This window comes from Pseudomonas sp. Irchel s3h14 (genome assembly GCF_900187425.1).
Taxonomy (GTDB): domain Bacteria; phylum Pseudomonadota; class Gammaproteobacteria; order Pseudomonadales; family Pseudomonadaceae; genus Aquipseudomonas.
In genome coordinates, this window is sequence record NZ_FYDJ01000033.1 from 20,583 (window position 1) to 45,990 (window position 25,408).

Genomic DNA, 25,408 nt, shown 5'->3' on the forward strand with positions numbered 1-25,408 from the left:
TATGGCCGTCTTCGCTACGAACCGAATTCAGGAACCCCCATGCCATGGCTGACGACATCCATTACTACGAACCCGCCAACGGCCACGGACTGCCGCATGACCCGTTCAATGCCATCGTCGGCCCGCGTCCCATTGGCTGGATTTCCTCTCAGGATGCCAATGGCCGCCTGAACCTGGCGCCTTATAGTTTCTTCAACGCGTTCAACTACATTCCGCCGATCATTGGGTTTTCCAGTGTCGGGCGCAAAGACAGCCTGAATAACATCGAGCGAACCGGCGAATTTGCCTGGAACCTGGCGACCCGTCCGCTGGCCGAGCAGATGAACCAGTGCTCTGCCATGGTCGGGCCTGAGGTCAACGAGTTCGAACTGTCCGGGCTAACCCCGGCAGCGTCGAAAATCATTCAGGTGCCGCGCGTCGCCGAAAGCCCGGTGTCCTTTGAATGCAAAGTCACGCAGATCATTCAGTTGCAGCGGGCCGATGGCAACGTGGTGCCGAGCTGGCTGATTCTCGGCGAAGTGGTCGCCGTGCATATCGCCAAGTGGCTATTGAAGGATGGGGTGTACGACACCGCCGCGGCAGAACCGATTCTGCGCGGCGGCGGGCCAGCGGATTATTTCCAGCTGGGGCCTGAGGCGTTGTTCAAGATGTATCGCCCGGGGGCGGTCAAGTAATTACCAGATCAGGTCGCCGTCTTCGCTGACGTCCCTTAGACGGGTCAGCTCTTTGGCTGCGGCCTCATCGGCCTCATGGGCAGTTTTGAAGGTCTGTTCTTCGAGCAGCTTGTGAAAGCGCGGTGCGCCCGAACCACCGATGGCCTTGGTGGCGATTGCGGCGTGATAACCGCCTTCACGGGGTACTACGGCAGATACGGCTTCGAAGGTTTCAAAGGCTTTGCGTGCCATGTCGCGGATCCTGGCTGAATGGAGAATTGAGCCATTAAACCCTCAACCGGCCAGTTTGTGTACCGGTGCCTGTGGGTGGCTGAGCGCCTGGCCCACCGAGACGTCCTTGAAGGTATGGAAATCCAGGCTGTTGACCACCATCTCCTGAACCAGCTCGGCAAAAATATCCATGGCCGGGCTACTGAAATAGGCCGTCATGGCCTGCTGATTGACCCAGAAACCGGACACCAGCCACAACTCGGGATCGCATTGCGATTGCTGCAAGGCAAAGCTCAAGCAACCCGGGGCGCTGCGAGACGGCTCGATCAACGCGCTGAGGCGCGCACCGAGCTCCGCCGAACGCCCGGCGCGGGCACGAACAAAAGCCATATGACTGACGGGGATCTGCGTAGACATGTTCAACCCTCCCAGGTACTCGAGTGGCAGCCGTGGGACGGGCTGCGACAGGATCCAAGATTAAGCGCGCCCCTTCCATCGCGGTTAGTCGATTCCTGCCGGCTTGTTGCACAATCCTGCGAAGCTGCACCCCGTACCTGTAACAACGCGTGAATCCTGTATCAGGGTTGAAACACGACTTTCAAGCAAGTATTCCCGGCCATGCGCTGCCATAGCCGCGCAACACCTCAACCCCGTGCAGAATCAGGCAAGCTTTTGGCAGGATGTGTCTACCGCTGTTGTTTGCACAAACTTAAGCTCAGCTCATTACCAACGCCTCACCGAGGATGCCTTGCATGTCGTCGCTCGATCACTTTGAAGCCCCGCTGGACGCCGACATGGAGAAACAGCGCGCGGAACTGGCCGCCATCATCCGCCGCAACACTCAGGAGGATGGCACTTATGCGACTGCCGTCGGCTCGCTCTTCATGTCTCGCCATAGCAAGTCCCATGAGTTTGCCCCGGTACTGGCGCAACCCGCGCTGTGCATCATGGCGCAGGGGCGAAAAGAGGTCAGGCTGGCCGATGAATACTTCAATTACGATCCGCTGAATTACCTGGTGGTCTCAGTCTCGATGCCCTTGAGCGGACGAGTGGTGAACGTCACGTCTGAAGAACCGATCCTCGCGGTGCGGCTGGATATTGATCCGGCGGAAATCTCCGCGCTGATCGCCGACGCTGGCCCTTTGGGCGTACCGACCCGCCCTACCGGCCGTGGACTGTATGTCGAACGGATCGACACCGCGATGCTCGACGCGGTGTTGCGTCTGGCACGTTTGCTGGATGCGCCGAAAGACATCGCCATGCTCGCACCGCTGATTCGCCGGGAGATTCTTTATCGGTTGTTGCGCAGCCAGCAGGGCCATCGGCTGTACGAAATCGCTATCGCCAACAGCCAGAGCCATCGCATCAGCCAGGCGATCAAATGGCTCAACGGCAACTATGAACAGCCTCTGCGCATCGATGATCTGGCGAAGGAAGTGAACCTGAGCGTGTCGACGTTGCATCACCGGTTCAAGGCGATGACGGCGATGAGTCCGTTGCAGTATCAGAAGCAACTGCGCCTGCAAGAAGCGCGGCGGTTGATGCTCGCGGAAGGGTTGGAGGCTTCGGCGGCGGGGTATCGGGTCGGGTATGAAAGCCCTTCGCAATTCAGCCGTGAGTACAGCCGATTGTTCGGGGCGCCGCCGCTCCGGGATTTGGCGCGGTTGCGGTTGAGTGTTTAGCGAAAATTTGTGTTGGTTGTGCCGGCCCTATCGCGAGCAAGCTCGCTCCCACATTGGATCGGTGTACACCAGAACCCTGTGGGAGCGAGCTTGCTCGCGATGGGGCCAGTGAAGGCAAACCACCTCTAATGTCAGGCGCCGAGTACTCGGCACGCCTCGGCAGGAAGGGTCACCGACACCGGATTCCCAATGCTCAACCCAAACCCCTGACACGGCGTGCTCAATGCCGTAAACGACACCCCGGAACACTCCACGGTCGTCTCAATCGTCGCGCCAATATCACGCACGAACGTCACCTTGCCGAGCAACCGATTCCCCGCCGTCGCCTGTGGATGCGACAGTTGCAGGTCCTCAGGGCGAATCAGCATCTTCACTTTTTCACCCACCACGATGCTGCTGCAGATCGGCACTTCCAGCGCATCGCCACCCGGCAGCCCGATCTTGCCGTTACCCAGTGCGGTGGCCGGGAAGATATTGCCCGAGCCGATAAAGTCCGCGACAAATTCATTGGCCGGGTGACGATAAATCTCGATCGGCGTGCCCACCTGCTGCACCCGATGCTCACCCAATACCACAACGATATCAGCCATGGTCATGGCTTCACGCTGGTCGTGGGTCACCATGATGGTGGTGATGTTCAAGCGTTGTTGCAGCTGACGGATTTCCACCTGCATCGATTCACGCAGCTTGGCGTCCAGCGCCGACAGCGGTTCGTCGAGCAGGAGGATTTTCGGGTGATTGGCAATCGCCCGGGCAATCGCCACGCGCTGACGTTGACCACCAGAGAGTTTCGACACCGGACGGTCGATCATTTCCTGCAACTGAATCAGTTGCAGCAACTCCACCACCCGCGCCTGCTGATCAGCCTTGCTGACGCCACGCAGTTTCAGCGGATAGGCGATGTTCTCCCCCACCGTCATGTGCGGGAACAGCGCCAGCGATTGAAACACCATGCCGAAATTACGTTGATGCGCAGGCGTATGGCCGATGTCTTCACCGTCCAGGCGAATCTCGCCACCGCTCAGGGTTTCGAGCCCTGCGATCATGCGCAGCAACGTGGTTTTGCCGCAGCCCGATGGGCCGAGGAAACACACCAGTTTGCCCTCAGGCAAATGCAGGTTTACATCCTTTACCGCGCAGGCCGAGCCGTAATGTTTCTCGACGTTTTCCAGAATCAGACCAGTCATGTTGCACCTCAAGAATCAGAACGAAACGCCACCTTCACCAACCAGCTTCTCCAGCGCCCAGATGAGGACGAAGTCGATCAGCACGATCAGCACGGCAAACGAGAAAACGGTTGGGTCGAGCGAAGACACGGTGCGGCTGTACATCCAGATCGGCACGGTCATGACGTCGATGGTGTAGAGGAAGTAGGTCACGGTGAATTCGTTGAACGAGACGATGAATGCCAGCAGCATCCCCGCCAGAATCCCCGACTTCATCAGCGGCACTACCACATCGATAATCGCCCGGGTCGGCGAAGCACCGAGCATCTGCGCGGCCTCTTCGACTTCGCTGCCGATGGAGAGCATCGCGGCGGTGCAGTTTTTCACCACGAACGGTAGCGCCAGGATCACGTGGGCAATCACCAGCCGTGAGGTGGTCATCTGGAACGGCAGGCTGTCGAACACCAGCAGCAACGCCAGCCCCAACACCACCATCGGAAACACCAGAGGCAGCGACATCAGTTGCAGCGCCACAGCCTTGCCGCGGAACTCGCAACGGGTCAGCGCGTAAGCCGCCGGCACTGCGACGATCGTCGCGAACACCATGGTCAGGCACGCGACCATCAGGCTGGTGGTCATGGCTTTGCCGAGGCTCAGCACATCGCTTGCATCCGGCGACACGAAGGTGTGCCAGGCGGCCTTGTACCACTGCAGGCTGTAGCTGCTCGGCGGGAAGTCGAGGTTCGACGCACCGCTGAACGACATCACGATCATGGTCAGGATCGGCAACACCGCCAGCAGCAGGATGAAGCCCGACAGGATGCCGGCAAACTTGCCGGTCTCGCCGGGCAGCAGCCCATAACGTTTCTTGATCAGGGTGCTCATTGGGAAGCCTCCAGCATGCGCCGACGACGGCCAGTGATGTATTCGGACAAGGTCATGATCGCGAGCGTGGTGACAATCAACACCACACCGGCAGCGGAGGCGGCGGGCCAGTTCATCAGCGGGGCGATCTGGTCATGGACCATCACGGCCAGCATCGGCACGCGTCGACCACCGAGCAGCAAAGGCACCACGAAGCTGCTGGCGTTGTAGGCGAATACCAACGTCGCACCCGTGATGATCCCCGGCATGCTCATCGGCAGCACCACCTGACGGAACACCTGCAAACGGCTGGCACCCAGCGTCGCAGCGGCTTCTTCATAAGTACGGGCGACGCCGCGCATGGCGCTGGCAATCGGCAGCACGGCCAACGGGAACGCGGTTTGCACCAGGCCCATCAATACGCCGTTCTGGTTGTAGAGCAACATGATCGGGCGCTTGATCAGGCCCAGGCCCATCAGTGCCTGATTGAGCATCCCGCCAGGTCCCAGAATCACCAGCCAGCCGTAGCTTTGCAGCAACAGGTTGACCAGCAACGGCAACAGCACCGCGGCGAGGAAGATCCGTCGCACAAACGGTGAGGTCAGCCTCGACATGGTGTAGGCCACCGGGATCGCCAGCACGACGGCGATCACCGCGCTGATCAGGGCCAGGCGCAGGGTCAGCAGCAAGGATTTGAGGTAATACGGTTCCAGCAGTTGGGCGTAACTGGCCAGGCTGAACCCAGTCCATTCCGCGCCTTTGGTACCCACGCTCATGCGCAGTACCAGCAGGCTCGCGGCGATCAATACGCCCAGAAACAGCATCGACGGCGAGAGAAAAAACCAGGCACGCGCCGTCGGCGAAACACCCCGATTGGTGCGCACTGGAGCGGCGGCAACCGGATGAGTCAGAGGTTGGTGTTCCATAGCAAGGGTCTCGTCAATGGAAGATCTTGGCGAGTGCTGCGCACTCGATCGCGGGCAAGCCATGCTCCTACAGGTAAGGCGCTGCTCTTGTAGGAGCAAGGCTTGCCCGCGATGAGGTTCGAAGAACCTCCCTGCGATTCAGATCAGGAAGAAAAGATTTCCGTGTAACGACGAATCCATTGGTCATGCACGGAGGCCAGGAAGGCGTTGTCGTGCATGATCGCTTTCTCGGCAATCTGCTCAGGCGTGAGGATGTACGGGCTCTTGCGCGCTTCGGCGGAGATAATCGCCTTGGCGTTGACCGGACCGTTGTAGATGTCCTCAGCCATCTTGCCCTGCACCAGTGGGTCCAGAGAGTGGTTGATGAAGGCGTAGGCCAGATCGATATCGCCCGGACGATTCTTCGGCATCACCGAGAGCATCAGGTCGGTGTAGAAACCTTCCTTCATGCCGAACGTGGCGCCCAGACCGTAAGCCGGGTCGCGGATCTGTTTCGGGAAGAATGCCGGAGCGTACAGGCCACCCATGTCCAGCGAGCCGGTGCGGAACAGTTCGGCGATCTGGTTCGGGTTTTCACCCAGGGTCACCACACGATCTTTCAGCTCGGCGAGTTTCTTGAAGCCAGGCTCGATGTTGTGTTCGTCACCACCAGCCAGTTTGGCGGCGATGATGATCAGGTCCATCGCTTCGGTCCAGTTCGGCGGCGGCAGGAAGATGTTCGGCGACAGCTCGGCGTCCCACAGGGCCGCGTAACTGTCCGGCGCTTCCTTGATGGTGCGGGTGCTGTAGACAAGGCTGTTGCACCACAGCAGGTAACCGATGCCGTGACCGTTGGCGCCGGTGCGGTATTTCTCCGGTACGTCGACCAGGTTGGGGATGCGGTTGAGGTCGGGTTTTTCCAGCAGTCCGGCCGCGGCCAGACCTTCGGCACCGACGCCTGCCAGGGTGATGATGTCGTACTGCGGACGATCACCGGCGGCCTTGAGTTTGGCGACCATTTCCGAGGTGCTGCCGGTGCGGTCAGCGATGACCTTGCAGCCGTACTTGTCTTCGAAGGTTGCCGCGATGTTGCGCAGTGCAGCCAGGCCCGTGTCATCGGACCAGGTCAGCAAACGCAGGGTTTTTCCCTGGAAGCGTGTGTCGCTGGCATTGGCCTTGACGAAGGGCAAACTCATGGCCGCCGCGGCTACAGACGCCACGCCCACGGTTTTAATGAATTGACGTCTGTTTAAATCATGCTCGCCCATGAAGGACTCCCTTTGTTTTTGTAAGTATGAGGTTGGTCGCAACCGTTGCATCCGCGCGCCCAGATCAGCACCAAACCCCCGGTTTCAAAGGGTTTTAGTTGAGCCGACCGCTTCATCCTGAGGTCGTGCAAAACACCTGACTATCGATAAAAACTCATTGAAGCCATGACGCCAGCGCATGCCTCATCACGAGGCATGCGCTGAGCCTTTTCGAGCCGTCAGACCGCTCGAATCACGTGTTTGATTTCCTGGAAAGCCTGCAAGCCCCACGGCCCCAATTCGCGGCCGATGCTGCTCTGTTTGTAGCCTCCCCAAGCGGTCTGCGGGAAGATCACTTGTGGCGCGTTGATCCACACAAGCCCCGCCTGCAAGGCGTTGGCGACCCGATCTGCCGCTTCGGCGTCGCGGGTGACCACGCTGGCCACCAGACCGAACTGGCTGTCGTTAGCCAGGGCAATCGCCTCGGCTTCGGTGGCAAAACTGCGTACGCAGATCACCGGACCGAAAATCTCTTCACACCACAGCGCACTTTCGAGGGGCACGTCGATGAAGATGGTCGGCTGCAAAAAATAGCCGCGCGGCAGGTCTGCCGGACGATTGCCGCCGCAAACCAGCTTGGCGCCGGCACTCAAACCACGATCGATGTGGCCGAGTACGCGCTGGTATTGCGCCTGATTGACCAGCGCGCCCATTTCCACGTTCGGGTCGAACGGGTCGGCCACGCGAATGGCTTCGGCGCGGGCCTTCAAACGGATGAGGAATTCGTCCGCCAGTTCATCGGCGATCAGCACGCGGCTGGTGGCCGAACACATCTGCCCGGCATTGAAGAAACCGCCGCCACAGGCCACTTCCACGGCCAGTTCGATGTCTGCGTCTTTGAGCACCAGCAGCGAGGATTTGCCGCCCAGTTCCAGGCTCACGCCCTTCACGGTTTCTGCAGCACGTTGCATGACTTGAACACCGACGGCGTTGCTGCCGGTGAAGGAAATCTTGGCGATGCGCGGGTCAGCCGACAACGGCGCGCCAACCGCCAGGCCAGTGCCACAGACCAGGTTGAACACACCCTTGGGCAGACCGGCCTCGGCGATGATCGCCGCCAATTCCAGTTCCGGCAGCGGCGTGACTTCGGACGGCTTGAGTACCACGCAGCAACCGGCGGCCAGGGCCGGGGCGAGTTTCCAGGCAGTGGTGACCATCGGGAAATTCCACGGCACGATCAGGCCGACCACACCGCACGGCTCACGGCGCACACGAGCGCTGAAGTCGTCGGTTGGCAGCTCAACATTGCTGTCTTGCTTGGCATCGAGCCCTTCGGCTAAACCTGCGTAGTACTCGAAGGTGGCGATCACGTCGTCGACATCGATGGCGGCTTCAAACAGCGGCTTGCCGTTGTTGCTCGACTGCAAATGCATCAGCTGTTCGCGGCCGGCCTGCACGCCCGCAGCGATTCTGCGCAGGATCGCACCACGCTCGGCGCCGGTGGTTTTCGACCACTCCTTGAAAGCGCTGGTTGCGGCAGTGACGGCTTGATCGACTGCATGTTCATCGCCGCCGTTCACGGTGGTCAACAGGGCTTCGGTTGCCGGGTTGATCACGCGCAGGTGTTCGTTGCCAGCGGACCATTGGCCGTCGATGAACAGGCCGTCAAGCGTCGTTGGAAAACTCATTTCGACACCGCCTTCATCCACACAGTCTGATCGATTTCAATCAGGGTCGGACCCTGACGATCAGTAGCGGCACGCAGTGCGCTGCGCAGTTGCTCGACACCGCAGACGGCTTCGGCTGCACAGCCCAGCGCCTTGGCCACGCCGATGAAGTCCGGGGTGTAGATGTCCACGCCGACCGGCTCGATGGCGCGGTTGACCATGTATTTCTTGATCTCTTCGTAGCCCTGGTTATTCCACAGCAGGACGATCACCGGGGTGCGCGCTTCAACGGCGCTGGCCAGTTCCGGCAGGGTAAATTGCAGACCGCCGTCGCCGATCAGGCACACCACTGGAGGACGCGCGCCGTTTTCAACGCTGCCGCCGAGCCAGGCGCCAATCGCTGCTGGCAAGGCGTAACCGAGGGTGCCGTAACCGGTGGACGAGTTGAACCAGCGACGCGGGCGTTCCGGGTTGAAGGTCAGGTTGCCGGTATACACCGGTTGGGTCGAATCACCGACGAAGACTGCGTTTGGCAGTTCGTGCAAGACGGTTTCCAGGAAACGGGTCTGGGCCAGGGTCGGCGCATCCCAGGTGGCGGCCAGTTCGTCGCGCAAGCGTGCGGCACGCACCTGGCCCCAATCGTTACGGCGCTCGGCCAGCGAGTGGTGGGACAGTTCGCTCAACAAGGCTTGGGCGGCGTTGCGCGAGTCGGCTACCAACGCGACTTTCGGCGGGTAGTTGCGCACGGTCTGGTCGGGGTCGATGTCCACACGCAGCAGCACGCCGGGAATCTCGAAGCCGCCGGCGAAGGTGACGTCGTAATCGGTCTCGGCCAGTTCGGTGCCGATCGCCAACACCACGTCAGCTTCAGCCACCAGAGCGCGAGTAGCGACAAGGCTTTGGGTCGAGCCGATCAGCAACGGATGGTTGGATTCGAGCATGCCTTTGGCATTGATGGTCAGGGCCACCGGGGCGTCCAGCAGTTCGGCCAGTTCAGTCAACTCGACGGCGGCATCGATGGCGCCGCCACCGGCGAGAATCAGTGGGCGCTTGGCACCGGCCAGCAGTGCGGTCATGCGGCTGATTGCGCTCGGCGAGGCACCGGCGCGGTCGATGTTCACCGGTACGCTGGCGAGCAGGTCATCGGCCTCTTCGACCAATACGTCCAACGGAATTTCGATGTGAACCGGACGCGGACGGCCGGCCTGGAACAGAGCAAAGGCACGCGCCAGGACGCCCGGCAATTCAGCCGCCGACATCAAGGTGTGGGTGAACGCCGCCACGCCACCGACCAATGCGCTCTGGTTTGGCAGCTCGTGCAGCTTGCCGCGACCGCCGCCCAATTGGCTGCGCGATTGCACGCTGGAGATCACCAGCATCGGGATCGAGTCGGCGTAGGCCTGGCCCATGGCGGTGGTGATGTTGGTCATGCCAGGGCCGGTGATGATGAAGCACACACCCGGTTTGCCGCTGGTGCGAGCGTAACCGTCGGCCATGAAACCGGCGCCCTGTTCGTGACGCGGAGTGACGTGGTTGATGCTCGAACGGGCCAGCCCGCGATACAGCTCCACGGTGTGAACCCCGGGAATGCCGAACACCTGCTCAACCCCGTAATCTTCGAGTAACTTGACCAATACTTCGCCGCACGTCGCCATGTCTTTGCCCTTCTTGTTCGTTTGAGACGCCGGACCTGCGCAGTGTTTATGATGAGTGGGCAGGTCCAGGGATGACCTCATTGGAACGGGCGACACGTAGCCGCAACAATGGATAAAAAGTCATACTAGCCATGTCCTCACGTCATACCTTGGATCCCAATGAAACGATTGCCTCCCCTGCCGGCGCTGCACACTTTTCTGATTACCGCGCAGTGCTGCAACTTCACCCGTGCTGCCGAACAGCTGTACATCACCCAAGGTGCGGTGAGTCGGCAGATCGCCGGGCTGGAAGAACATCTGGGTTATGAACTGTTCATTCGCCAGGCCCGCGGCCTAGACCTGACGGCCGAAGGACGGGAATGGCTGCCACGGGTCCAGCAGATTTTCGGCTTGATCGACGAAGCGGTGGAGCAGATAGGCGAGAAGCGCGAAACCCTGCAACTCAAGGCCCCGACGTGCGTCATGCGCTGGCTGTTGCCGCGGTTGTTGCAGTGGCAACGGGAGCGCCCGGATGTGCCGGTGGAATTGACCACCACGGTCAAGCACGGTGTGGACTTTCATCGCGAGCAGTTCGATGCAGCGGTGGTGTATGGCGTGCCACCGGACACCTCACTGGCGTCCCATCGGTTGTTTGATGAACAACTGACGCCGGTCTGTTCCAAGCCGTTGCTCGAAGGTCCGGTGCCGCTGCTGACGCCGGAGGATCTGGAGCAGCACATGTTGCTGCACCCGACCCGGGATGAACGGGACTGGAAGGCCTGGCTGGCCACTGCGGATATTCGTTTGAGCAATGTCGGCAAGGGTCAGCATTTCGAAACGCTGGACCTGGCGATGTCGATGGCGTCCCAAGGGACCGGCGTGGCGATCGGGGATTGGTCGCTAATTGGCGATGATTTGAGTGCGGGGCGGCTGGTCATGCCGTTTGAATTGAAGGTGAAGACCGGGTTGGCGTATTACCTGGTTTTCCCGGAAAAACCCGGACCTTCGCCGAAGTTGAGGGAATTGATGGGGTGGTTGGTGGAGCAGGCCAGTTCCCGCTGATCGTTCCCACGCTCCGCGTGGGAATGCAGCCCGGGACGCTCCGCGTCCCATCCAGAGCCGAACGCGGAGCGTCCGTTGAGGCGTTCCCACGCAGAGCGTGGGAACGATCGGTTACTTGAAATCAATACCCGACAGCAAACCGCTGCCGAGGATGCTTTGGCGCTTCCACTTCATCGATCATCGCAATCGCATAATCAGCAAAAGTGATCCAGCTCCGCCCTTCGCTACTCACCAGCAAATCATCCTTGCCGATCCGAAACGTCCCCGTGCGCTCACCTTCGACAAACTCTGCCGACGGCGACACAAAGGTCCAGTCCAGCTCTTTTTCCTGCCGCAGGTTTTCCAGAAACAGCGCACCGGCACTGGCCTCAGCCTTGTACGCCTGCGGAAAACCCTCGCTGTCGATGACGCGAGTTCCGTCCGGCAGCAACAGCGATCCGGCACCACCCACCACCAGCAAACGTTTCACGCCGGCCTTCTGCACAGGCCCGATAACGGCGCTGGCAGGAAGGGTCGCGAAGTGCGCAGCGCTGATCACCACGTCATGGCCCGCAACGGCCGCTTGCAACGCTTCGGCATCAAGGGCATCGACATTCTTGGTGACCACACCGGCCCGCGGGCCGATCTTCAAGGTGTCGCGGGCAATGGCGGTGACGCTGTGACCACGGCGCAGGGCTTCTTCCAGCAGTTGGCTACCGGCACGACCGGTGGCACCAATGATTGCGATTTTGCTCATGACGTTCTCCAGTTGGCTTGGGTGTATCCAGTGCGAATGATCGTTCCCACGCTCCGCGTGGGAATGCAGCCCGGGACGCTCCGCGTCCCATCAAGAGCCGAACGCGGAGCGTCCGTTGAGGCATTCCCACGCAGAGCGTGGGAACGATCAGCGAGTGTGAGTGAATCGGGTTACCACTTCATCTCGCCCTTGGCGACTTTGGCGCTCAGCTCAAGCGAGCTTTCTTCACCCAGCTTCGGGTAGCGTTTTTTCATCGCGGCAATCAGCGCGGCAGCGTCTTTTGCCTTGGCGGTTTCTTCGTCGAACGCCTTGATGTAATCGGCGGTGAACTGCACAGCGGCCAGCGAACGGGCGCTCTCACCGAGGTAATGACCCGGCACGATGGTTTTCGGTTTCAGGGTTTCGATGGCGTGCAGCGTGGTCAGCCAATCGGCGTGGGACTGCGGCGTCTGGGTGTCGGCCATCCACACGTGGATGTTTTCCGCGACGACGACGCCACCAACCACAGCCTTGATCGACGGAATCCAGACAAAGGTGCGATCCGGCTGCTTGCCCTCAAGCCCCACCACCTGCAACTTCTGCCCTTCGAGCATCAGGCTGTCGCCTTTGAGTACCTGCGGCACGATGGTTTTGGCCGGTACATCGGCGCCCATTTTCGGCCCCCAGAACGCCAGTTTGCCGTCGACGGTTTTCTGGATGTGATCCACGGTCGGCTGCGAGGCGAGCACTTTGGCGTTGGGAAATGCGGCGGTCAGGGTGTCGAGGCCGAAGTAGTAGTCCGGGTCACCGTGGCTGATGTAGATGGTGGTCAGTTGCTTACCGCTGGCGCGGATCTTCTCGACCACTTGCTCGGCCTGGGATTTGCCAAATTGCGCATCCACCAAAATCGCGTCTTTCTCGCCGCTGACCAACACCGAGGTCACCGGGAAGATCGCCTTGTCGCCCGGGTTGTAGACATCGAGGGTCAGGGTCGAGGCTGCCGCTGCGTGGGCGGCGAAACCGAGGGTGGCGGTGGCCAGCAAAATACGTTTAAGCGAGGTGAAGCCGATCATCTGTTGCTCCGTTGTCCGAATGCCGTGCTTGGCGATGGGACAGAGCTTAGTTGCATGACTCAGTACAAAAAATGCGATGCTGGGACATAGTTTGTTTCTGAAAGCGGGCAAATCATGGATCGTCTACAAGCAATGCGGGTGTTCGTCACAGTGGTTGACCTCGGCAGCCAGTCGGCCGCCGCCGATCACCTGGACCTGTCACGGCCCGTGGTTTCGCGCTATCTGGCGGAGCTGGAGGATTGGGTCGGCGCACGCCTGATGCACCGCACCACGCGCAAGTTGAGCCTGACCGCCGCCGGCAGTGAAATCCTGCCTCGGTGTCGGCAGATGCTCGACCTGTCCACGGACATGCAAGCCGCCGTCAGCGAACCCGACGATGCACCACGCGGCCTGCTGCGCATCAGCGTCAGCACTTCGTTCGGTCAGGCACAACTGGCGGATGCCATGGCCGCTTACGTCAAACGTCATCCCGGCGTCAGCATCGACCTGCAGATGCTCGACCGCACGGTGAACCTGGTGGATGAGCGCATCGATCTGGCGATCCGCACCAGCAACGACCTGGACCCGAACCTGATCGCGCGGCGGCTGACGGTCTGCCGCTCGGTGATCTGCGCCTCCCCCGCTTATCTGCTCGAACACCCGACACCGCTGCGGGTCGAGGATTTGAGCCAGCACAATTGCCTGACCCACTCCTACTTCGGCAAAAGCCTCTGGCATTTCGAGGAGGACGGCGAGCAGGTGTCAGTGCCGGTGCAGGGCAACATCAGCGCCAACGAAGCCAGCACATTGTTGCGCGCGGCGATGGCCGGCGCCGGGGTGGCGATGCTCCCCAGCTATCAGGCCGGCGTGCATATCCACAGCGGCGAACTGATCCGCCTGCTGCCCCACGCCGAACCCCGGCAGATGAACGTTTACGCGGTGTATGCCTCACGCAAACACATGCCGGCGGCGTTGCGCAGCATGCTGGATTTTCTGGTGCTCAGATTCCCCGAGGAGCCGGAGTGGGATATCGGCCTGTAACCGAATGATCGTTCCCACGCTCCGCGTGGGAATGCAGCCCGGGACGCTCCGCGTCCCTTTCGAGAGCTGGAACGCGGAGCGTCCCTTGAGGCATTCCCACGCGGACGGTTCGACGCCTCGACGTGGGAACGATCGGACATCAGCGTTCTGAATACCGGGTTACATGCAAATGCCGCTTTGCTGGCAACTCACTGGCGCTGACCTATGCTCAAAGTAGTACCGAAGGGTATTCGTTCAGAGGTCAACGCCATGAACATCAAAACAAGAAGATACCTCGCTATTTTCATCACCTGCGCGGCCACGCTCGCGCTGTATGGCACCGCGGCCTGGCGCGTCGAGCAGTTGCGACAACTGCCCCGTGAATACGCGAGCTGCAACTTCGAACGCTGCATTCCCCACAACGCGACCCTCAACGCCCTCAAGTAACGAAGGTGATCAGGCCTCGTTGTCCTGATCGGCCTTCAAGCGGTCGCGAAATGCCTTGGGCGAGATCCCCACTCGACGCCGGAACAGGCGCGTGAAGTTGGTCGGATCAGAGAACCCCAACACGTCGGACATTTCATAAATGGTCATGCTGGTGTAGGTCAGCAAGCGCTTGGCCTCCAGCAACTGACGCTCGTGCATGATCTGCAACGCCGGTTGTCCCGCCAGCTCACGGCAGGTGCCGTTGAGGTGTGACACGGAAATCCCCAGTCGATGCGCCAGGTCCTCGACCTTGACGTGCTGGCGATAGGTCTCTTCCACCAATTGGATAAAACCGTTCAGATATTCCCGGGCACGCTGCGGACGCTGGCTGGCGTTGCGGCGGGAAATCACCTGGCGGCTGACCCACACCATGATCACGCTGACCAGCGAATGCATGAGCATTTCGCGAGCCGGCTGGTGGCCGGTGTATTCGTCTTGCAGCGCTGAAAACAGGCTGTTGAGGTATTCGCCTTCCTTGCCCGCCGGATAACTTTCGGCCTGGGCCAGGGCGTTCACCGAGTTACCCAGTTGCGCCTGAAGATGGGCGACCAGCGGCGCGGCAAGGGTCACGACAAACCCTTCGACGTCCTCGGAAAACCGGAAGCCGTGAACGGACAGCGGTGGCAGGATCTGGATCGCCGGCTCGGTCAGCTGCGTACGTTTGCCTTCGATTTCAAGCTCTGCCTGACCTTTGAATACGAAGAGCAACTGGCACAAATCGGCGTGGCGGTGGGGTTTGATTTCCCATTGGTGTTCGCGGCTGCGTTTGGAAATGGTTTCACAGTGCAGCAAGTCCGGGGTCGGCCAATCCAGGCTTTCACCGTAGAGCTTGAACACTGGAATCGAAGGTAGGTCAGGCTTGTTCATCACTTCAATCCAGGCCTCGGGGGTAAGCGGGCGATAATCGCACCGATTGGCAGAATGTACAGGTATCGGCTCAGTTTTCCCCTTCAATTGACAGACTCGCGAGAGAAAAATGCAAGCACTCGATCCATAAAAATTACTCACCGGCCTTGGTCGCGTGAAGCTTGCGAGTCATAAAAACAATGAAAACGCTCAGAACCCAAATCGCCATCATCGGCGCCGGTCCGTCCGGTTTATTGCTCGGCCAATTGCTGCACAACGCCGGCATCGACACCCTCATTCTCGAACGCCAGACCCCGGACTATGTGCTCGGACGAATCCGTGCCGGCGTCCTCGAACAAGGCATGGTAGAGCTGTTGCGCCAGGCTGGGGTGGGACAGCGGATGGACGCCGAAGGGCTGGTCCATGGAGGCTTCGAACTGGCCCTCGACGCACGCCGCGTACACATCGATCTGCAAGCCCTGACCGGTGGCAAAACGGTGATGATCTACGGCCAGACCGAGGTCACCCGCGACCTGATGGCCGCTCGTCGGGAGGCCGGTGCAAAGACGATTTACGAGGCAGGCAACGTCGTTCCTCACGGGATGAAAACCGAAGAGCCGTTCGTGACTTTTGAGAAGGACGGCGAGCTGTATCGACTCGATTGCGACTACATCGCCGGGTGCGACGGTTTCCATGGCGTTGCCCGGCAGTCGATTCCTGCCGAGTGCCTGAAGGTGTTTGAGCGGGTCTACCCGTTTGGTTGGCTTGGCATCCTCGCTGACACGCCGCCCGTTCACGAAGAACTGGTCTACGCCCGGCATGAGCGCGGTTTTGCCCTGTGCAGCATGCGTTCGGCCACCCGCACTCGCTACTATCTCCAGGTACCGGCCGACGAGCACGTCGAGAACTGGTCTGATCAGCGCTTCTGGGATGAACTCAAATCCCGTCTGCCTGGCGCGTTGGCAGCGTCGTTGGTCACCGGGCCTTCCATCGAAAAAAGCATCGCGCCGTTACGCAGTTTTGTCGTCGAACCGATGCAGTACGGACGGATGTTTTTGGTCGGCGACGCCGCGCACATCGTCCCGCCTACCGGCGCCAAGGGCCTGAACCTGGCGGCCAGCGACGTCAGTACGCTGTTCAACATTCTGCTGAAGGTTTACCGAGAAGGCCGTGTGGATTTGTTGGAGAAATACTCCGAGGTCTGCCTGCGACGGGTGTGGAAAGCCGAACGGTTTTCCTGGTGGATGACCTCGATGCTGCACCGCTTCGACGATAAAGACGCCTTCAGCCAGCGGATTGCCGAGTCGGAACTGGGGTACTTCGTCGACTCCGAGGCCGGTCGAAAAACCATTGCAGAAAATTACGTCGGCCTTCCATACGAGGCTATCGAATAGCCTGCTATCGACTTACACTGGCGAGCATCCCCGCTCGCCTTGCTCCTTGCGGGTCAATCACTGTCCGCAGGTTCTAACCCGTGACCAATCTCAACCAGCCTGAAACGCCCAAACCGGCCATTCGCAGCGTGTTGATCGCCCTGATGCTGGCGATTTTTCTGGGCGCGCTGGACCAGACCATTGTCGCCGTTTCGATGCCGGCTATTTCCGCACAATTCAAGGACGTCAGTCTGCTGGCCTGGGTGATTTCCGGCTACATGGTGGCGATGACGGTGGCCGTGCCGATCTACGGCAAACTGGGCGATCTGTACGGTCGCCGCAAGTTGATGCTGTTTGGCATGGGGTTGTTCACGGTCGCTTCGTTTTTTTGCGGCATGGCCCAGAGCATGGAGCAACTGGTGCTGGCGCGAATTCTTCAAGGCATCGGTGCTGGCGGGATGATTTCGGTCAGCCAGGCGATCATCGGCGACATCGTGCCGCCCCGGGAACGCGGCCGTTATCAAGGCTATTTCAGCAGCATGTACGCCGTGGCCAGCGTGGCCGGCCCGGTACTCGGCGGTTACATGACCGAGTACCTGTCATGGCGCTGGGTGTTCTTGATCAATCTTCCGTTGGGCCTCGGTGCCTGGCTGGTGGCCAATCGAACGCTGGTGGGTTTGCCAGTGCCACAACGTAAACCGATCATCGATTACCTCGGCACGTTGCTGATGATCATCGGCTTGACCGCCTTGCTGCTAGGCATCACCCAGGTCGGCCAGGGCCATTCGTGGCGCAGTGCGCAAGTGCTGGGCCTGCTCGGTTGTGCGGTGTTGGTACTGGCGCTGTTCGTCTGGCATGAACGCCGGGCGCAAGAGCCGCTGCTGCCGATGCATTTGTTCGCAAATCGCAATGCGATCCTGTGCTGGTGCACGATTTTCTTTACCAGTTTCCAGGCGATCTCGCTGATTGTGTTGATGCCGCTGCGCTTCCAGAGCGTTACCGGCGCCGGGGCCGACAGCGCCGCGTTGCACCTGTTGCCGCTGGCGATGGGTTTGCCGATCGGGGCGTATTTCGCCGGCCGCCGAACCTCAGTGACCGGGCGCTACAAACCGATGATTCTGACCGGCGCCCTGCTTATGCCGATCTCTATTCTCGGTATGGCGTTCAGTCCTCCCCAGGCCTTTGTACTCAGTAGTTTGTTTATGTTGCTCAGCGGGATCGCTAGCGGCATGCAGTTCCCGACGTCCCTGGTCGGAACGCAGAACTCGGTGCAACAGCGGGACATCGGTGTCGCCACCAGCACCACCAATCTGTTCCGCTCATTGGGCGGTGCGGTGGGTGTGGCGTTGATGTCGGCACTGCTGTTGGCATTGTTGCAGGACTCAAGTTTTGTCCACCTGGCCGGCTCTTCGATGATTGCCGAGGGCAGTTCGGGAAATGTCTTGCTCGATGGTTTGAACGCCGCGCCGGGGGATGCGCAGAACGCCTTGCGCGCCGAACTGCTGCTGACCTTTCAACATTTGCTGATGGTCAGCGCGGCGGTGTCGCTGCTGGGGCTGGCGGCGGCGATTGCCATGCCGAATATGGTGTTGCGTGGGCGTGAGGATAAAGTCCGATAACCCCTCCGCCTGATCGTTCCCACGCTCTGCGTGGGAATGCCTCAATGGACGCTCTGCGTCCGCTCTTGGGACGCGGAGCGTCCCGGGCTGCATTCCCACGCAGAGCGTGGGAACGATCATTGCTCAAGGGCTGTAATACCCGACAGCCACCAGAAAATGCCCGACCTTTTTCAGGTAGGCATGCTTGTCCTCGACCTTGCCGGTCACCGGGTTTTTCCAGCGATACTCGTATTCGCCGTAGTCCTGTTTGGCCATCAGCGCCAGGATCGGCTCGCCAACCGGTTTGCCTTCCGGGTCCTTGATCTTGCTGAAATCGGTATCGATCAACCGCAGGTTGGTGCCGTGGGCGACGTATCGCTGGTTATCCAGGTCGACGACGAAGACGTACAGGTCATCCTGCAAGTAACCGCCCTTGAGGGAGTTGATGGCCGTGAGCGTGCCCTGCTCGTCCTTGGCCAGATCGGCCGCTGCTTTGTTCAGCAAGGCCATCGCCTGTTCCGCTGAAGCCCGTGGCAAGTAGTACCCCACCGCCAGGATCCGCTGACCGATGCGCTGGTAGAACACATGCTTGCGTTCGACCTTGCCGTCGGACCAGTTCTGCCAGCGGTATTCGGCCTGCTGAATGCCATTGCCCTCCGGCACTTTCAAGGCGTCTTTGAAGGCTTTCTGCAAATCCGGCCCGAGCACATCGGACACATCACGGCCAATCAACGCCGAAGACGGTCCGCCGCTGGCGAGCATCACGCCCTTGGTGTCGACCACAAACACGTAACGATCCTTGTCGACAAACTCCCCCTGACGGCTGAAAGCAGCAAAGGCCTTGTCGCCATTGTCGTGGTAGTACGCCAGGGCTTTTTCCAGCAAGGCTTTGGCAGCCTGGCTGTCGTCCTTTTCCGTGCCGGCAGCTTGAACCTGGCCCAGGCACAGCAAAATCATCACGCCCAGCAAGGCCAACCTATGCAAAAACCCCATTGCGCATCCCTCGTTCTTGTTGGTGTTTCAAGAGCGTAGACGGCAATGGGGTATGTATGGATATTCAGCGAATGGCAGTGTGTAAGGAGATCATTCCCGGGGAATCCGGGAATGATTCATGGCTCAAGGCCTGGCGCGCAGCTGCTGTTGCAGATTCTGAATCTGCGCCTGAAGGGTGTTGATGTTGCGGGTGACCTGGCTACGGAAGGCGTCGAATTCGGCGGTATTGGTCCCGCCTGGTGTCGCGGCCGGGCGATTGTCCTGTTGGCTTTTCAGGATGATGACTTCCTGCTCCAGACGCTCGATGGCGGCGCTCGGGTTGCCTTGTTTCCTCAGTGCAACGATGTCGGAGCCAAGGCTCTTGAGTTGCGCATCGAATTTGTCTGTGTCCGCCAGATTGCTTTTCAGCACGGCTACATCGCTGTTCAAGACTTTGACCTGAGCCTGCAATTGAATGGTGGCGGTCTGTTGTTCGGTGCCTTGCTCGGTTATCTGCGCCAAGCGCTTATCCAGATCGGTGGTTTGTGCGCTCATCAGTGCCAGGCGTTTGTCCAGATCGGTGGTCTGGCCGACAACGCCTTGCTGTTGTTTGCTTTGATCCTGGAGTTTGCTTTCCAGCTGTTTGATTTGCAGCTTCAAGGCTTCGCTGTCGCTGCTGACGTTGGTCTGACTGGCGACAACCTTGCCGGAAATGTCCTGCAAGCGTCCCGCCGCATCCTCACTGATACGCGCGAAACTTTCCTGGGTCGCCACCAATTGCTGCTCCATCAGCGAGAGCTGCTGAAAGCTCCACCAGGCAAGGCCTGCAAAAGCAAAGAACAAGGCGCCAACCAGCGCCCACAGCGGTCCGGTGCTCGGGCTTTTGACTTTGACGACTGGCGCGGTCCGCGAATGCACGGAGTTACGAGCCGTGGTCGGAAAATCATCGTCGTCGAGGCTGTCGGCACGCAGGCTTGGTACATCGTCGAAGTCGTCGTTGGCATCGTTACGCATGGACATTGAGTCAACCTTTGTGGAACGCGGTGATGGCTTGATGCGCCGCAGTATAACCCCCACGGCCGCATCGATTGACCCTCAACCCCGAACTCGGTTCAGTGTGGCGGCGCTAACCCGCGCGTCAGCGGATGTCCTGGGCCTTCCACCAGCCGCAGAATTCATCGAGGGCGGTCCAGAGACTGACTTTCGGATCGTAGTCCAGATAATGCCGGGCGCGGCTGATGTCGAGAGTGAAATTTTTGTTCATCACCTGCATGCCCAAGCGCGACAGGGTCGGCTCGGGACGACCCGGCCACAACTTGCACACCCCCTCGTTGAGCGCCGCTACGGTGTAGGCCAAGCCGTAGGAACGGTAGCGCGTGACCTGTGGGACATCCATCTTGCGCATCACGTAATTGACCACGTCCCACAACGGCACCGGCGCCCCGTTGCTGATGTTGTAGGCCTTGCCCAACGCCGAACCACTGGCCAGCAAACTGCTGAGCAACGCCTCATTGAGGTTTTGCACGCTGGTGAAATCAACCTTGTTCAGGCCGTTGCCGATGATCGCGAGCCGTCCCTTGCGCTGCATTTTCAGCAGCCGCGGAAAGATGCTCATGTCGCCAGCCCCCGTCACGAAACGCGGGCGCAGGGCCAGGGTTTCGAGGCCGAACTCCTGAGCGCCGAAAACTTTTTGCTCGGCCAGGTATTTGGTCGCGGCGTAGGGATGCTTGAAGCGCTTGGGCACCTGTTCTTCGGTCAGCCCCAGGTGATCGCGGCCATCAAAGTAGATCGACGGCGACGACAAGTGAACCAGTCGCCGAACCCGCTGTTTCAGGCAGGCCTCGACCACGTTTTCAGTGACCTGGACATTGCCTTGATGGAAGTCCTGATAACGCCCCCACAAACCGACCGCACCGGCGCAATGCACCACGGCTTCGACGTCGGAGCACAGATCGCGTGCCAGTTCCGGGTCGCTCAAGTCCCCCTGGATGAACTCGGCGCCACGGCGCACCAGATGCTCCACACTTTCGGCCCGGCGACCGTTGACCCGCACGTCCAGGCCTTGCTCCAGGGCAAAACGCGCAAAGCGCCCGCCGATGAAGCCGCTTGCGCCGGTAACCAGAATTTTCATGAATTGCTCCGAATATTTCGTTTTGCGTATTTCGTCAGGTCTTGACGCTGCCCGTCAGTCCAACGGCACCAGCCATTGCTTCGACGAACGCACCAACTGATCGGTGAGTAACCCCAGCAACTGACCGCCATTGCGCCAATGATGCCAGTACAGCGGCACATCGATCGGCTTATCAGGCAAAAGCTCTACCAATACACCGCGCTCCAGTTGCTCGCGCACCTGCAGTTCAGGCACCAGCCCCCAACCGAGTCCTGCTTCCGTGAGGCGGATGAAGCCTTCGGACGAGGGGCATAGATGGTGTTCGAATCCGCCATCGACGCCGAGGGACGCGAGGTAGCGATGCTGTAGGAAATCGTCCGGGCCAAACACCAGCGCGGGCGTTTTCGACAATAGATCGGCGCGTACACCTTCAGGAAAATGTCGGGCGATAAAGGCCGGGCTGGCCAGCGCACGGTAGCGCATGGCCCCCAGCAAAACGCTGCGCGCGCCGGCCACCGGGCGCTCGCTGGCGCAGACGCACGCTGCGACTTCTCCGGCGCGCATGCGTTTGAGGCCGACGGTCTGGTCTTCGACCACCAGATCGAGCAGCAGATGCTGCTGCGCACAAAAATCCCCGACCGCCACCGCCCACCACGTGGCGAGGCTGTCGGCATTCAAAGCGATGCGCAGACGTTCCGGCAGACCTTCTTCATCGAGTGCCGGCACCAATGTTTGCAAGTCCCGTTCAAGTAAACGCACCTGCTGCACATGGTTGAGCAGTCGTCGGCCGATTTCGGTCGGGGCCGGCGGCGTCACCCGCACCAGCACCGGTTGGCCGACACGTGCCTCGAGCAATTTGATGCGCTGGGAGATCGCCGATTGCGACAAACCGAGCACCTGAGCAGCACGTTCGAACCCGGCCTGCTCAACCACCGCGGCCAAGGCAGAAAGCAATTTATAGTCGAACATCAGTTTTCCTAATGAGCGATCAGCATGATTGGTTTTTCTTATACAGCCTGGCACTGGAGAATGGCCAGCAAGAACTCTTCAACAAGGATCATCGACATGGCTGGCGAAACTTCATTGGCAACGCTGCTGCGCAGCATGAGCCCGCAACTCAACGTCGGAGAATACGTGTTCTGCACCCTGCGCGACGGCAAGCTGCCGGCAGGCCTGGAGATTGTCGGCAGCTTCCGCGAGCAGGAAGGTCTGACGGTGATTCTGGAACGTTCCCACGCTGAGAAGGCCGGTTTCAGTTTCGATTACGTCGCGGCCTGGATCACTTTGAACGTGCACTCGGCCCTCGAAGCCGTCGGCCTGACCGCCGCGTTCGCCACGGCATTAGGCCAGGCCGGCATCAGCTGCAACGTGATCGCTGGCTATTACCACGACCATTTATTCGTCGGCCAGGCCGATGCCGAACGCGCCCTGCACGTGCTGCGGGATCTGGCGGCCAACGCGGAGTAAACATCTTATGTGGCAAAGCTATGTGAACGGCCTGTTGGTAGCCGCGGGGCTGATCATGGCGATCGGTACTCAGAACGCGTTCGTGTTGGCTCAGAGCCTACGGCGCGAACATCACCTGCCCGTGGCGGCACTGTGTGTGACCTGCGATGCCTTGCTGGTGGCTGCCGGAGTATTCGGCCTGGCGACGGTGCTGGCGCAGAACCCGACATTGCTGGCAGTCGCCCGTTGGGGTGGCGCGGCGTTTCTGATTTGGTATGGCAGCCTGGCGTTGCGTCGGGCCTGCTCGAAACAGAGCCTGCAACAAGGCGAAAACCAAACGGTGCGCTCGCTGCGCGCAGTGATGCTCAGCGCTTTGGCCGTAACGCTGCTTAACCCGCACGTTTATCTGGATACCGTGCTGCTGATTGGCTCCCTCGGTGCCCAACAAACCGAGCCCGGCGCTTATGTCGTGGGCGCGGCCAGTGCGTCGTTGCTGTGGTTTTTCACCCTGGCGCTCGGCGCGGCGTGGTTGGCGCCATGGTTGGCTCGGCCAAGTACCTGGCGAATCCTTGATCTGTTGGTGGCGGTGATGATGTTCACAGTGGCCTTTCAATTAATCCTCGCCTCCTGATTATTCCAAATGGCTCTGGAACCTCTATTCCACACAGTTGTTGCGTGGTTATGCCGCACCCCCGGTGCTATGATCCGGTCCGATGCGCCGCAAAGAGTACAAACTCCCCGGCGCTTGTCTGGCCGCCCGTGATCGGCCTTGCGCTCACCGCAACTGACCTGATTAGGAGAATCATCATGGCTTTCGAATTGCCGCCGCTGCCTTACGCACACGATGCCCTGCAGCCGCACATTTCCAAGGAAACTCTGGAATACCACCACGACAAGCACCACAACACCTACGTCGTGAACCTGAACAACCTGGTGCCAGGCACCGAGTTCGAAGGCAAGACTCTGGAAGAAATCGTCAAATCTTCCTCGGGCGGTATCTTCAACAACGCCGCTCAGGTCTGGAACCACACTTTCTACTGGAACTGCCTGGCGCCAAACGCCGGCGGTCAACCAACCGGCGCACTGGCTGACGCGATCAACGCAGCCTTCGGTTCGTTCGACAAGTTCAAGGAAGAATTCAGCAAGACTTCCATCGGCACCTTCGGTTCCGGTTGGGGCTGGCTGGTGAAAAAGGCTGACGGTTCCCTGGCCCTGGCCAGCACCATCGGCGCCGGCAACCCGCTGACCAACGGCGACACCCCGCTGCTGACCTGCGACGTCTGGGAACACGCTTACTACATCGACTACCGCAACCTTCGTCCAAAATACGTCGAAGCGTTCTGGAACCTGGTCAACTGGAAATTCGTGGCTGAGCAGTTCGAAGGCAAAACCTTCACCGCTTAAGATCGACGCCAGTCAAAAAAACCCGGCTTTTGCCGGGTTTTTTTATGGGCAAGGAAAAGTCTTGCGGCGGCAGTTGGACCACCTTCGCGAGCAGGCTCCACCACTGTACTTGTGGGAGCGAGCCTGCTCCGGGCGGCGTTCCGACGAAGAACGATGACGCGGTAAAACTGACTGAACGCCTATTCCTGCGGATCGACGATATCCAACGCCCGATTAACGGCTAAGTCCGCCAGCATGACGATCTGCGCAATGGCCAACGCCGTACTGCGCCGGGAGCCGGTCAGGTAGGTGGCGAAGTCGCTGGCCAGGACACTTGCCGAGGCCAATGACTCACAGGCGTGGGCCAGGAGGGATTCGGTATCCATGTCGGGGGCGATCATGAACATAGTGTTGGGACTGTAGGGTTTGGTGGTGTTGAAGGGTGGGTCGGGGATTAATTTATCCATAGAAAAATTCCTCACTCGTTGAGGGCCACTACTTACCGTTCTCACGCGGAGAAGAGGTGGCAGCTATGTGCGGGGTGAGAAACCGGTTATGGACACCCGGGCCAGACCAAAGGAACAAAGTCTGCCCGCACACAGCCGCCATAACGCATTTACGACAGGATAAGCTGGCGGCAATTATGCGTGTACGAGTTCTGTATGACCATAAGTTGCCGGGTTCTCACACCCGATCGCTGAGTTTTCAGCGACAGTCAGAGGCTATTGACTCCGCTTCCGACGGGCAACCTGAAAACTGCGTGGGAAAGGTCTGGCGTTTTCGCATGTCTTAAAACATGTAAAAGCGGAACGCGGAGCGTCCCTGGCTGCATTCCCACGCGGAGCGTGGGAACGATCAAAACCTCGTGGGAAAGGTCTGGTTTTTTTCCCCGCTGTTTAAACGGATGCATCCGTTGCCTGTGCGGCCGCCATCGTCGGAACGCCGCCCGGAGCAAGCTCGCTCCCACAGGGATTGGATGTTTGGCAGGAAGAGATTGGTCGGCTGTCAGGCCGCCATCGCGGGCAAGCCATGCTCCTACAAAAGCAAAAGCAGAGCAGCGCACACCCGCCCTTCACCACTCAACAGGCCGAGCGTTAGCTCGCCTGCAGCTCTTGATCTTGATCCACCCGCCCCATCGGGAGGCTGAGTGGAGGCGTTCATCTGGGGGGAGGCGCGCAGCGCCGTTCGACGCAGTCGAACACATCGAGAGGAGGTCGAAGCGAAGCCGACCGGAGGCGATGCCCCCAGATGAATGCCGGAACGAAGGAACGCCGAGCCCAGGCGAGGGGCCGGACG

General features: G+C 60.0%; 26 protein-coding genes. 10 read left to right on the plus strand and 16 right to left on the minus strand.

From position 1 onward, the window contains the following. Nucleotides 1-44: 44 nt before the first annotated feature. Nucleotides 45-674 (plus strand): flavin reductase family protein, encoded by a 630-nt coding sequence (locus tag CKW16_RS30220; protein WP_095133169.1) that lies wholly within the window; start codon nucleotides 45-47, stop codon nucleotides 672-674. Here the strand turns inward: CKW16_RS30220 and CKW16_RS30225 are convergent, their stop codons facing one another. Together CKW16_RS30225 and CKW16_RS30230 are read right to left on the minus strand one after the other, a co-directional pair. After that, the gene (locus CKW16_RS30225) at nucleotides 675-905 is read right to left on the minus strand and encodes a hypothetical protein (protein WP_008156042.1); all 231 of its coding nucleotides are present in this window, start codon (nucleotides 903-905) and stop codon (nucleotides 675-677) included. Between the two features lie 42 nt (nucleotides 906-947). Further along, nucleotides 948-1,301, minus strand: a complete 354-nt coding sequence (locus tag CKW16_RS30230; RefSeq protein WP_095133171.1) for a putative quinol monooxygenase — start codon at nucleotides 1,299-1,301, stop codon at nucleotides 948-950. Between the two features lie 335 nt (nucleotides 1,302-1,636). Between CKW16_RS30230 and CKW16_RS30235 the strand changes: the two genes are divergently transcribed. Then, nucleotides 1,637-2,566, plus strand: a complete 930-nt coding sequence (locus CKW16_RS30235; protein ID WP_095133173.1) for an AraC family transcriptional regulator — start codon at nucleotides 1,637-1,639, stop codon at nucleotides 2,564-2,566. A gap of 131 nt (nucleotides 2,567-2,697) precedes the next feature. On the opposite strand, the gene CKW16_RS30240 is transcribed toward CKW16_RS30235, so the two are convergent. The 6 genes from CKW16_RS30240 to CKW16_RS30265 form a co-directional block, all read right to left on the minus strand. Beyond that, nucleotides 2,698-3,753, minus strand: coding sequence for an ABC transporter ATP-binding protein (locus CKW16_RS30240; protein WP_046049700.1), 1,056 nt, complete (start codon nucleotides 3,751-3,753; stop codon nucleotides 2,698-2,700). Between the two features lie 15 nt (nucleotides 3,754-3,768). Then, nucleotides 3,769-4,617: an ABC transporter permease gene (locus CKW16_RS30245; protein WP_095133175.1), complete on the minus strand. Its 849-nt coding sequence runs from the start codon at nucleotides 4,615-4,617 to the stop codon at nucleotides 3,769-3,771. Next, complete coding sequence (locus CKW16_RS30250; RefSeq protein WP_095133177.1) at nucleotides 4,614-5,522, minus strand: ABC transporter permease; 909 nt, start codon at nucleotides 5,520-5,522, stop codon at nucleotides 4,614-4,616. The genes CKW16_RS30245 and CKW16_RS30250 overlap by 4 nt, the downstream gene beginning before the upstream one ends. A gap of 143 nt (nucleotides 5,523-5,665) precedes the next feature. Then, nucleotides 5,666-6,769 (minus strand): ABC transporter substrate-binding protein, encoded by a 1,104-nt coding sequence (locus tag CKW16_RS30255; RefSeq protein ID WP_095133179.1) that lies wholly within the window; start codon nucleotides 6,767-6,769, stop codon nucleotides 5,666-5,668. A gap of 218 nt (nucleotides 6,770-6,987) precedes the next feature. Then, nucleotides 6,988-8,436, minus strand: coding sequence for an aldehyde dehydrogenase family protein (locus CKW16_RS30260; protein ID WP_095133181.1), 1,449 nt, complete (start codon nucleotides 8,434-8,436; stop codon nucleotides 6,988-6,990). Continuing rightward, a complete protein-coding gene (locus CKW16_RS30265; protein ID WP_095133183.1) occupies nucleotides 8,433-10,070 on the minus strand; it encodes a 5-guanidino-2-oxopentanoate decarboxylase in 1,638 nt (545 codons plus the stop codon). The genes CKW16_RS30260 and CKW16_RS30265 overlap by 4 nt, the downstream gene beginning before the upstream one ends. A gap of 159 nt (nucleotides 10,071-10,229) precedes the next feature. Here CKW16_RS30265 and CKW16_RS30270 point away from each other — a divergent pair, with 159 nt between their 5' ends. Then, complete coding sequence (locus CKW16_RS30270) at nucleotides 10,230-11,111, plus strand: LysR substrate-binding domain-containing protein (RefSeq protein ID WP_095133185.1); 882 nt, start codon at nucleotides 10,230-10,232, stop codon at nucleotides 11,109-11,111. Between the two features lie 121 nt (nucleotides 11,112-11,232). Here the strand turns inward: CKW16_RS30270 and CKW16_RS30275 are convergent, their stop codons facing one another. After that, entirely contained in the window at nucleotides 11,233-11,847 is a 615-nt protein-coding gene (locus tag CKW16_RS30275) for an NAD(P)-dependent oxidoreductase (RefSeq protein ID WP_095133187.1), read from the minus strand. A gap of 170 nt (nucleotides 11,848-12,017) precedes the next feature. Continuing rightward, complete coding sequence (locus CKW16_RS30280) at nucleotides 12,018-12,899, minus strand: MBL fold metallo-hydrolase (RefSeq protein ID WP_095133202.1); 882 nt, start codon at nucleotides 12,897-12,899, stop codon at nucleotides 12,018-12,020. Nucleotides 12,900-13,013: 114 nt separating this feature from the next. On the opposite strand from CKW16_RS30280, the gene CKW16_RS30285 reads away from it, so the two are divergent. Together CKW16_RS30285 and CKW16_RS30290 are read left to right on the plus strand one after the other, a co-directional pair. Next, entirely contained in the window at nucleotides 13,014-13,919 is a 906-nt protein-coding gene (locus CKW16_RS30285; protein WP_095133204.1) for a LysR family transcriptional regulator, read from the plus strand. A 204-nt stretch (nucleotides 13,920-14,123) separates the two neighbouring features. Then, the gene (locus CKW16_RS30290) at nucleotides 14,124-14,345 is read left to right on the plus strand and encodes a hypothetical protein (protein WP_046049710.1); all 222 of its coding nucleotides are present in this window, start codon (nucleotides 14,124-14,126) and stop codon (nucleotides 14,343-14,345) included. 9 nt (nucleotides 14,346-14,354) lie between these two features. On the opposite strand, the gene CKW16_RS30295 is transcribed toward CKW16_RS30290, so the two are convergent. After that, entirely contained in the window at nucleotides 14,355-15,251 is an 897-nt protein-coding gene (locus CKW16_RS30295; protein ID WP_008156068.1) for a helix-turn-helix domain-containing protein, read from the minus strand. A gap of 179 nt (nucleotides 15,252-15,430) precedes the next feature. On the opposite strand from CKW16_RS30295, the gene pobA reads away from it, so the two are divergent. Then, a complete protein-coding gene (pobA, locus tag CKW16_RS30300) occupies nucleotides 15,431-16,624 on the plus strand; it encodes a 4-hydroxybenzoate 3-monooxygenase (protein WP_095133206.1) in 1,194 nt (397 codons plus the stop codon). Between the two features lie 80 nt (nucleotides 16,625-16,704). Next, nucleotides 16,705-18,222, plus strand: a complete 1,518-nt coding sequence (locus CKW16_RS30305; protein ID WP_095133209.1) for an MDR family MFS transporter — start codon at nucleotides 16,705-16,707, stop codon at nucleotides 18,220-18,222. Between the two features lie 123 nt (nucleotides 18,223-18,345). Here CKW16_RS30305 and CKW16_RS30310 read toward each other — a convergent pair whose 3' ends face one another. From CKW16_RS30310 to CKW16_RS30325, 4 genes are all read right to left on the minus strand, one after another. After that, entirely contained in the window at nucleotides 18,346-19,194 is an 849-nt protein-coding gene (locus CKW16_RS30310) for a cache domain-containing protein (RefSeq protein ID WP_095133211.1), read from the minus strand. Between the two features lie 123 nt (nucleotides 19,195-19,317). Further along, nucleotides 19,318-20,193 carry an ATPase gene (locus CKW16_RS30315; protein WP_095133213.1) on the minus strand — a complete coding sequence of 292 codons (876 nt, stop codon included), beginning with the start codon at nucleotides 20,191-20,193 and terminating at the stop codon, nucleotides 19,318-19,320. 118 nt (nucleotides 20,194-20,311) lie between these two features. Continuing rightward, a complete protein-coding gene (locus CKW16_RS30320) occupies nucleotides 20,312-21,304 on the minus strand; it encodes an NAD(P)-dependent oxidoreductase (RefSeq protein WP_046049716.1) in 993 nt (330 codons plus the stop codon). A gap of 54 nt (nucleotides 21,305-21,358) precedes the next feature. Continuing rightward, the gene (locus tag CKW16_RS30325) at nucleotides 21,359-22,252 is read right to left on the minus strand and encodes a LysR family transcriptional regulator ArgP (RefSeq protein ID WP_056741339.1); all 894 of its coding nucleotides are present in this window, start codon (nucleotides 22,250-22,252) and stop codon (nucleotides 21,359-21,361) included. 96 nt (nucleotides 22,253-22,348) lie between these two features. Between CKW16_RS30325 and CKW16_RS30330 the strand changes: the two genes are divergently transcribed. The 3 genes from CKW16_RS30330 to CKW16_RS30340 all read left to right on the plus strand — a co-directional run bounded on the left by CKW16_RS30330 (nucleotide 22,349) and on the right by CKW16_RS30340 (nucleotide 24,133). Further along, the gene (locus CKW16_RS30330; RefSeq protein ID WP_033057513.1) at nucleotides 22,349-22,750 is read left to right on the plus strand and encodes an ACT domain-containing protein; all 402 of its coding nucleotides are present in this window, start codon (nucleotides 22,349-22,351) and stop codon (nucleotides 22,748-22,750) included. A gap of 7 nt (nucleotides 22,751-22,757) precedes the next feature. After that, entirely contained in the window at nucleotides 22,758-23,360 is a 603-nt protein-coding gene (locus CKW16_RS30335; RefSeq protein ID WP_095133214.1) for a LysE/ArgO family amino acid transporter, read from the plus strand. Nucleotides 23,361-23,536: 176 nt separating this feature from the next. Continuing rightward, nucleotides 23,537-24,133, plus strand: a complete 597-nt coding sequence (locus CKW16_RS30340; protein WP_095133215.1) for a superoxide dismutase — start codon at nucleotides 23,537-23,539, stop codon at nucleotides 24,131-24,133. 179 nt (nucleotides 24,134-24,312) lie between these two features. Here the strand turns inward: CKW16_RS30340 and CKW16_RS30345 are convergent, their stop codons facing one another. Further along, complete coding sequence (locus CKW16_RS30345) at nucleotides 24,313-24,579, minus strand: DUF6124 family protein (protein ID WP_095133217.1); 267 nt, start codon at nucleotides 24,577-24,579, stop codon at nucleotides 24,313-24,315. Between the last annotated feature and the right edge of the window lie 829 nt (nucleotides 24,580-25,408).

What these genes read in the sequence shown, in the direction of transcription:
- CKW16_RS30220 (WP_095133169.1), top strand. Translation starts at nt 45, where the DNA reads ATGGCTGACGACATCCATTACTACGAACCCGCCAACGGCCACGGACTG.
- CKW16_RS30225 (WP_008156042.1), bottom strand. Translation starts at nt 905, where the DNA reads ATGGCACGCAAAGCCTTTGAAACCTTCGAAGCCGTATCTGCCGTAGTA.
- CKW16_RS30230 (WP_095133171.1), bottom strand. Translation starts at nt 1,301, where the DNA reads ATGTCTACGCAGATCCCCGTCAGTCATATGGCTTTTGTTCGTGCCCGC.
- CKW16_RS30235 (WP_095133173.1), top strand. Translation starts at nt 1,637, where the DNA reads ATGTCGTCGCTCGATCACTTTGAAGCCCCGCTGGACGCCGACATGGAG.
- CKW16_RS30240 (WP_046049700.1), bottom strand. Translation starts at nt 3,753, where the DNA reads ATGACTGGTCTGATTCTGGAAAACGTCGAGAAACATTACGGCTCGGCC.
- CKW16_RS30245 (WP_095133175.1), bottom strand. Translation starts at nt 4,617, where the DNA reads ATGAGCACCCTGATCAAGAAACGTTATGGGCTGCTGCCCGGCGAGACC.
- CKW16_RS30250 (WP_095133177.1), bottom strand. Translation starts at nt 5,522, where the DNA reads ATGGAACACCAACCTCTGACTCATCCGGTTGCCGCCGCTCCAGTGCGC.
- CKW16_RS30255 (WP_095133179.1), bottom strand. Translation starts at nt 6,769, where the DNA reads ATGGGCGAGCATGATTTAAACAGACGTCAATTCATTAAAACCGTGGGC.
- CKW16_RS30260 (WP_095133181.1), bottom strand. Translation starts at nt 8,436, where the DNA reads ATGAGTTTTCCAACGACGCTTGACGGCCTGTTCATCGACGGCCAATGG.
- CKW16_RS30265 (WP_095133183.1), bottom strand. Translation starts at nt 10,070, where the DNA reads ATGGCGACGTGCGGCGAAGTATTGGTCAAGTTACTCGAAGATTACGGG.
- CKW16_RS30270 (WP_095133185.1), top strand. Translation starts at nt 10,230, where the DNA reads ATGAAACGATTGCCTCCCCTGCCGGCGCTGCACACTTTTCTGATTACC.
- CKW16_RS30275 (WP_095133187.1), bottom strand. Translation starts at nt 11,847, where the DNA reads ATGAGCAAAATCGCAATCATTGGTGCCACCGGTCGTGCCGGTAGCCAA.
- CKW16_RS30280 (WP_095133202.1), bottom strand. Translation starts at nt 12,899, where the DNA reads ATGATCGGCTTCACCTCGCTTAAACGTATTTTGCTGGCCACCGCCACC.
- CKW16_RS30285 (WP_095133204.1), top strand. Translation starts at nt 13,014, where the DNA reads ATGGATCGTCTACAAGCAATGCGGGTGTTCGTCACAGTGGTTGACCTC.
- CKW16_RS30290 (WP_046049710.1), top strand. Translation starts at nt 14,124, where the DNA reads ATGCTCAAAGTAGTACCGAAGGGTATTCGTTCAGAGGTCAACGCCATG.
- CKW16_RS30295 (WP_008156068.1), bottom strand. Translation starts at nt 15,251, where the DNA reads ATGAACAAGCCTGACCTACCTTCGATTCCAGTGTTCAAGCTCTACGGT.
- pobA (WP_095133206.1), top strand. Translation starts at nt 15,431, where the DNA reads ATGAAAACGCTCAGAACCCAAATCGCCATCATCGGCGCCGGTCCGTCC.
- CKW16_RS30310 (WP_095133211.1), bottom strand. Translation starts at nt 19,194, where the DNA reads ATGGGGTTTTTGCATAGGTTGGCCTTGCTGGGCGTGATGATTTTGCTG.
- CKW16_RS30315 (WP_095133213.1), bottom strand. Translation starts at nt 20,193, where the DNA reads ATGTCCATGCGTAACGATGCCAACGACGACTTCGACGATGTACCAAGC.
- CKW16_RS30320 (WP_046049716.1), bottom strand. Translation starts at nt 21,304, where the DNA reads ATGAAAATTCTGGTTACCGGCGCAAGCGGCTTCATCGGCGGGCGCTTT.
- CKW16_RS30325 (WP_056741339.1), bottom strand. Translation starts at nt 22,252, where the DNA reads ATGTTCGACTATAAATTGCTTTCTGCCTTGGCCGCGGTGGTTGAGCAG.
- CKW16_RS30330 (WP_033057513.1), top strand. Translation starts at nt 22,349, where the DNA reads ATGGCTGGCGAAACTTCATTGGCAACGCTGCTGCGCAGCATGAGCCCG.
- CKW16_RS30335 (WP_095133214.1), top strand. Translation starts at nt 22,758, where the DNA reads ATGTGGCAAAGCTATGTGAACGGCCTGTTGGTAGCCGCGGGGCTGATC.
- CKW16_RS30340 (WP_095133215.1), top strand. Translation starts at nt 23,537, where the DNA reads ATGGCTTTCGAATTGCCGCCGCTGCCTTACGCACACGATGCCCTGCAG.
- CKW16_RS30345 (WP_095133217.1), bottom strand. Translation starts at nt 24,579, where the DNA reads ATGGATAAATTAATCCCCGACCCACCCTTCAACACCACCAAACCCTAC.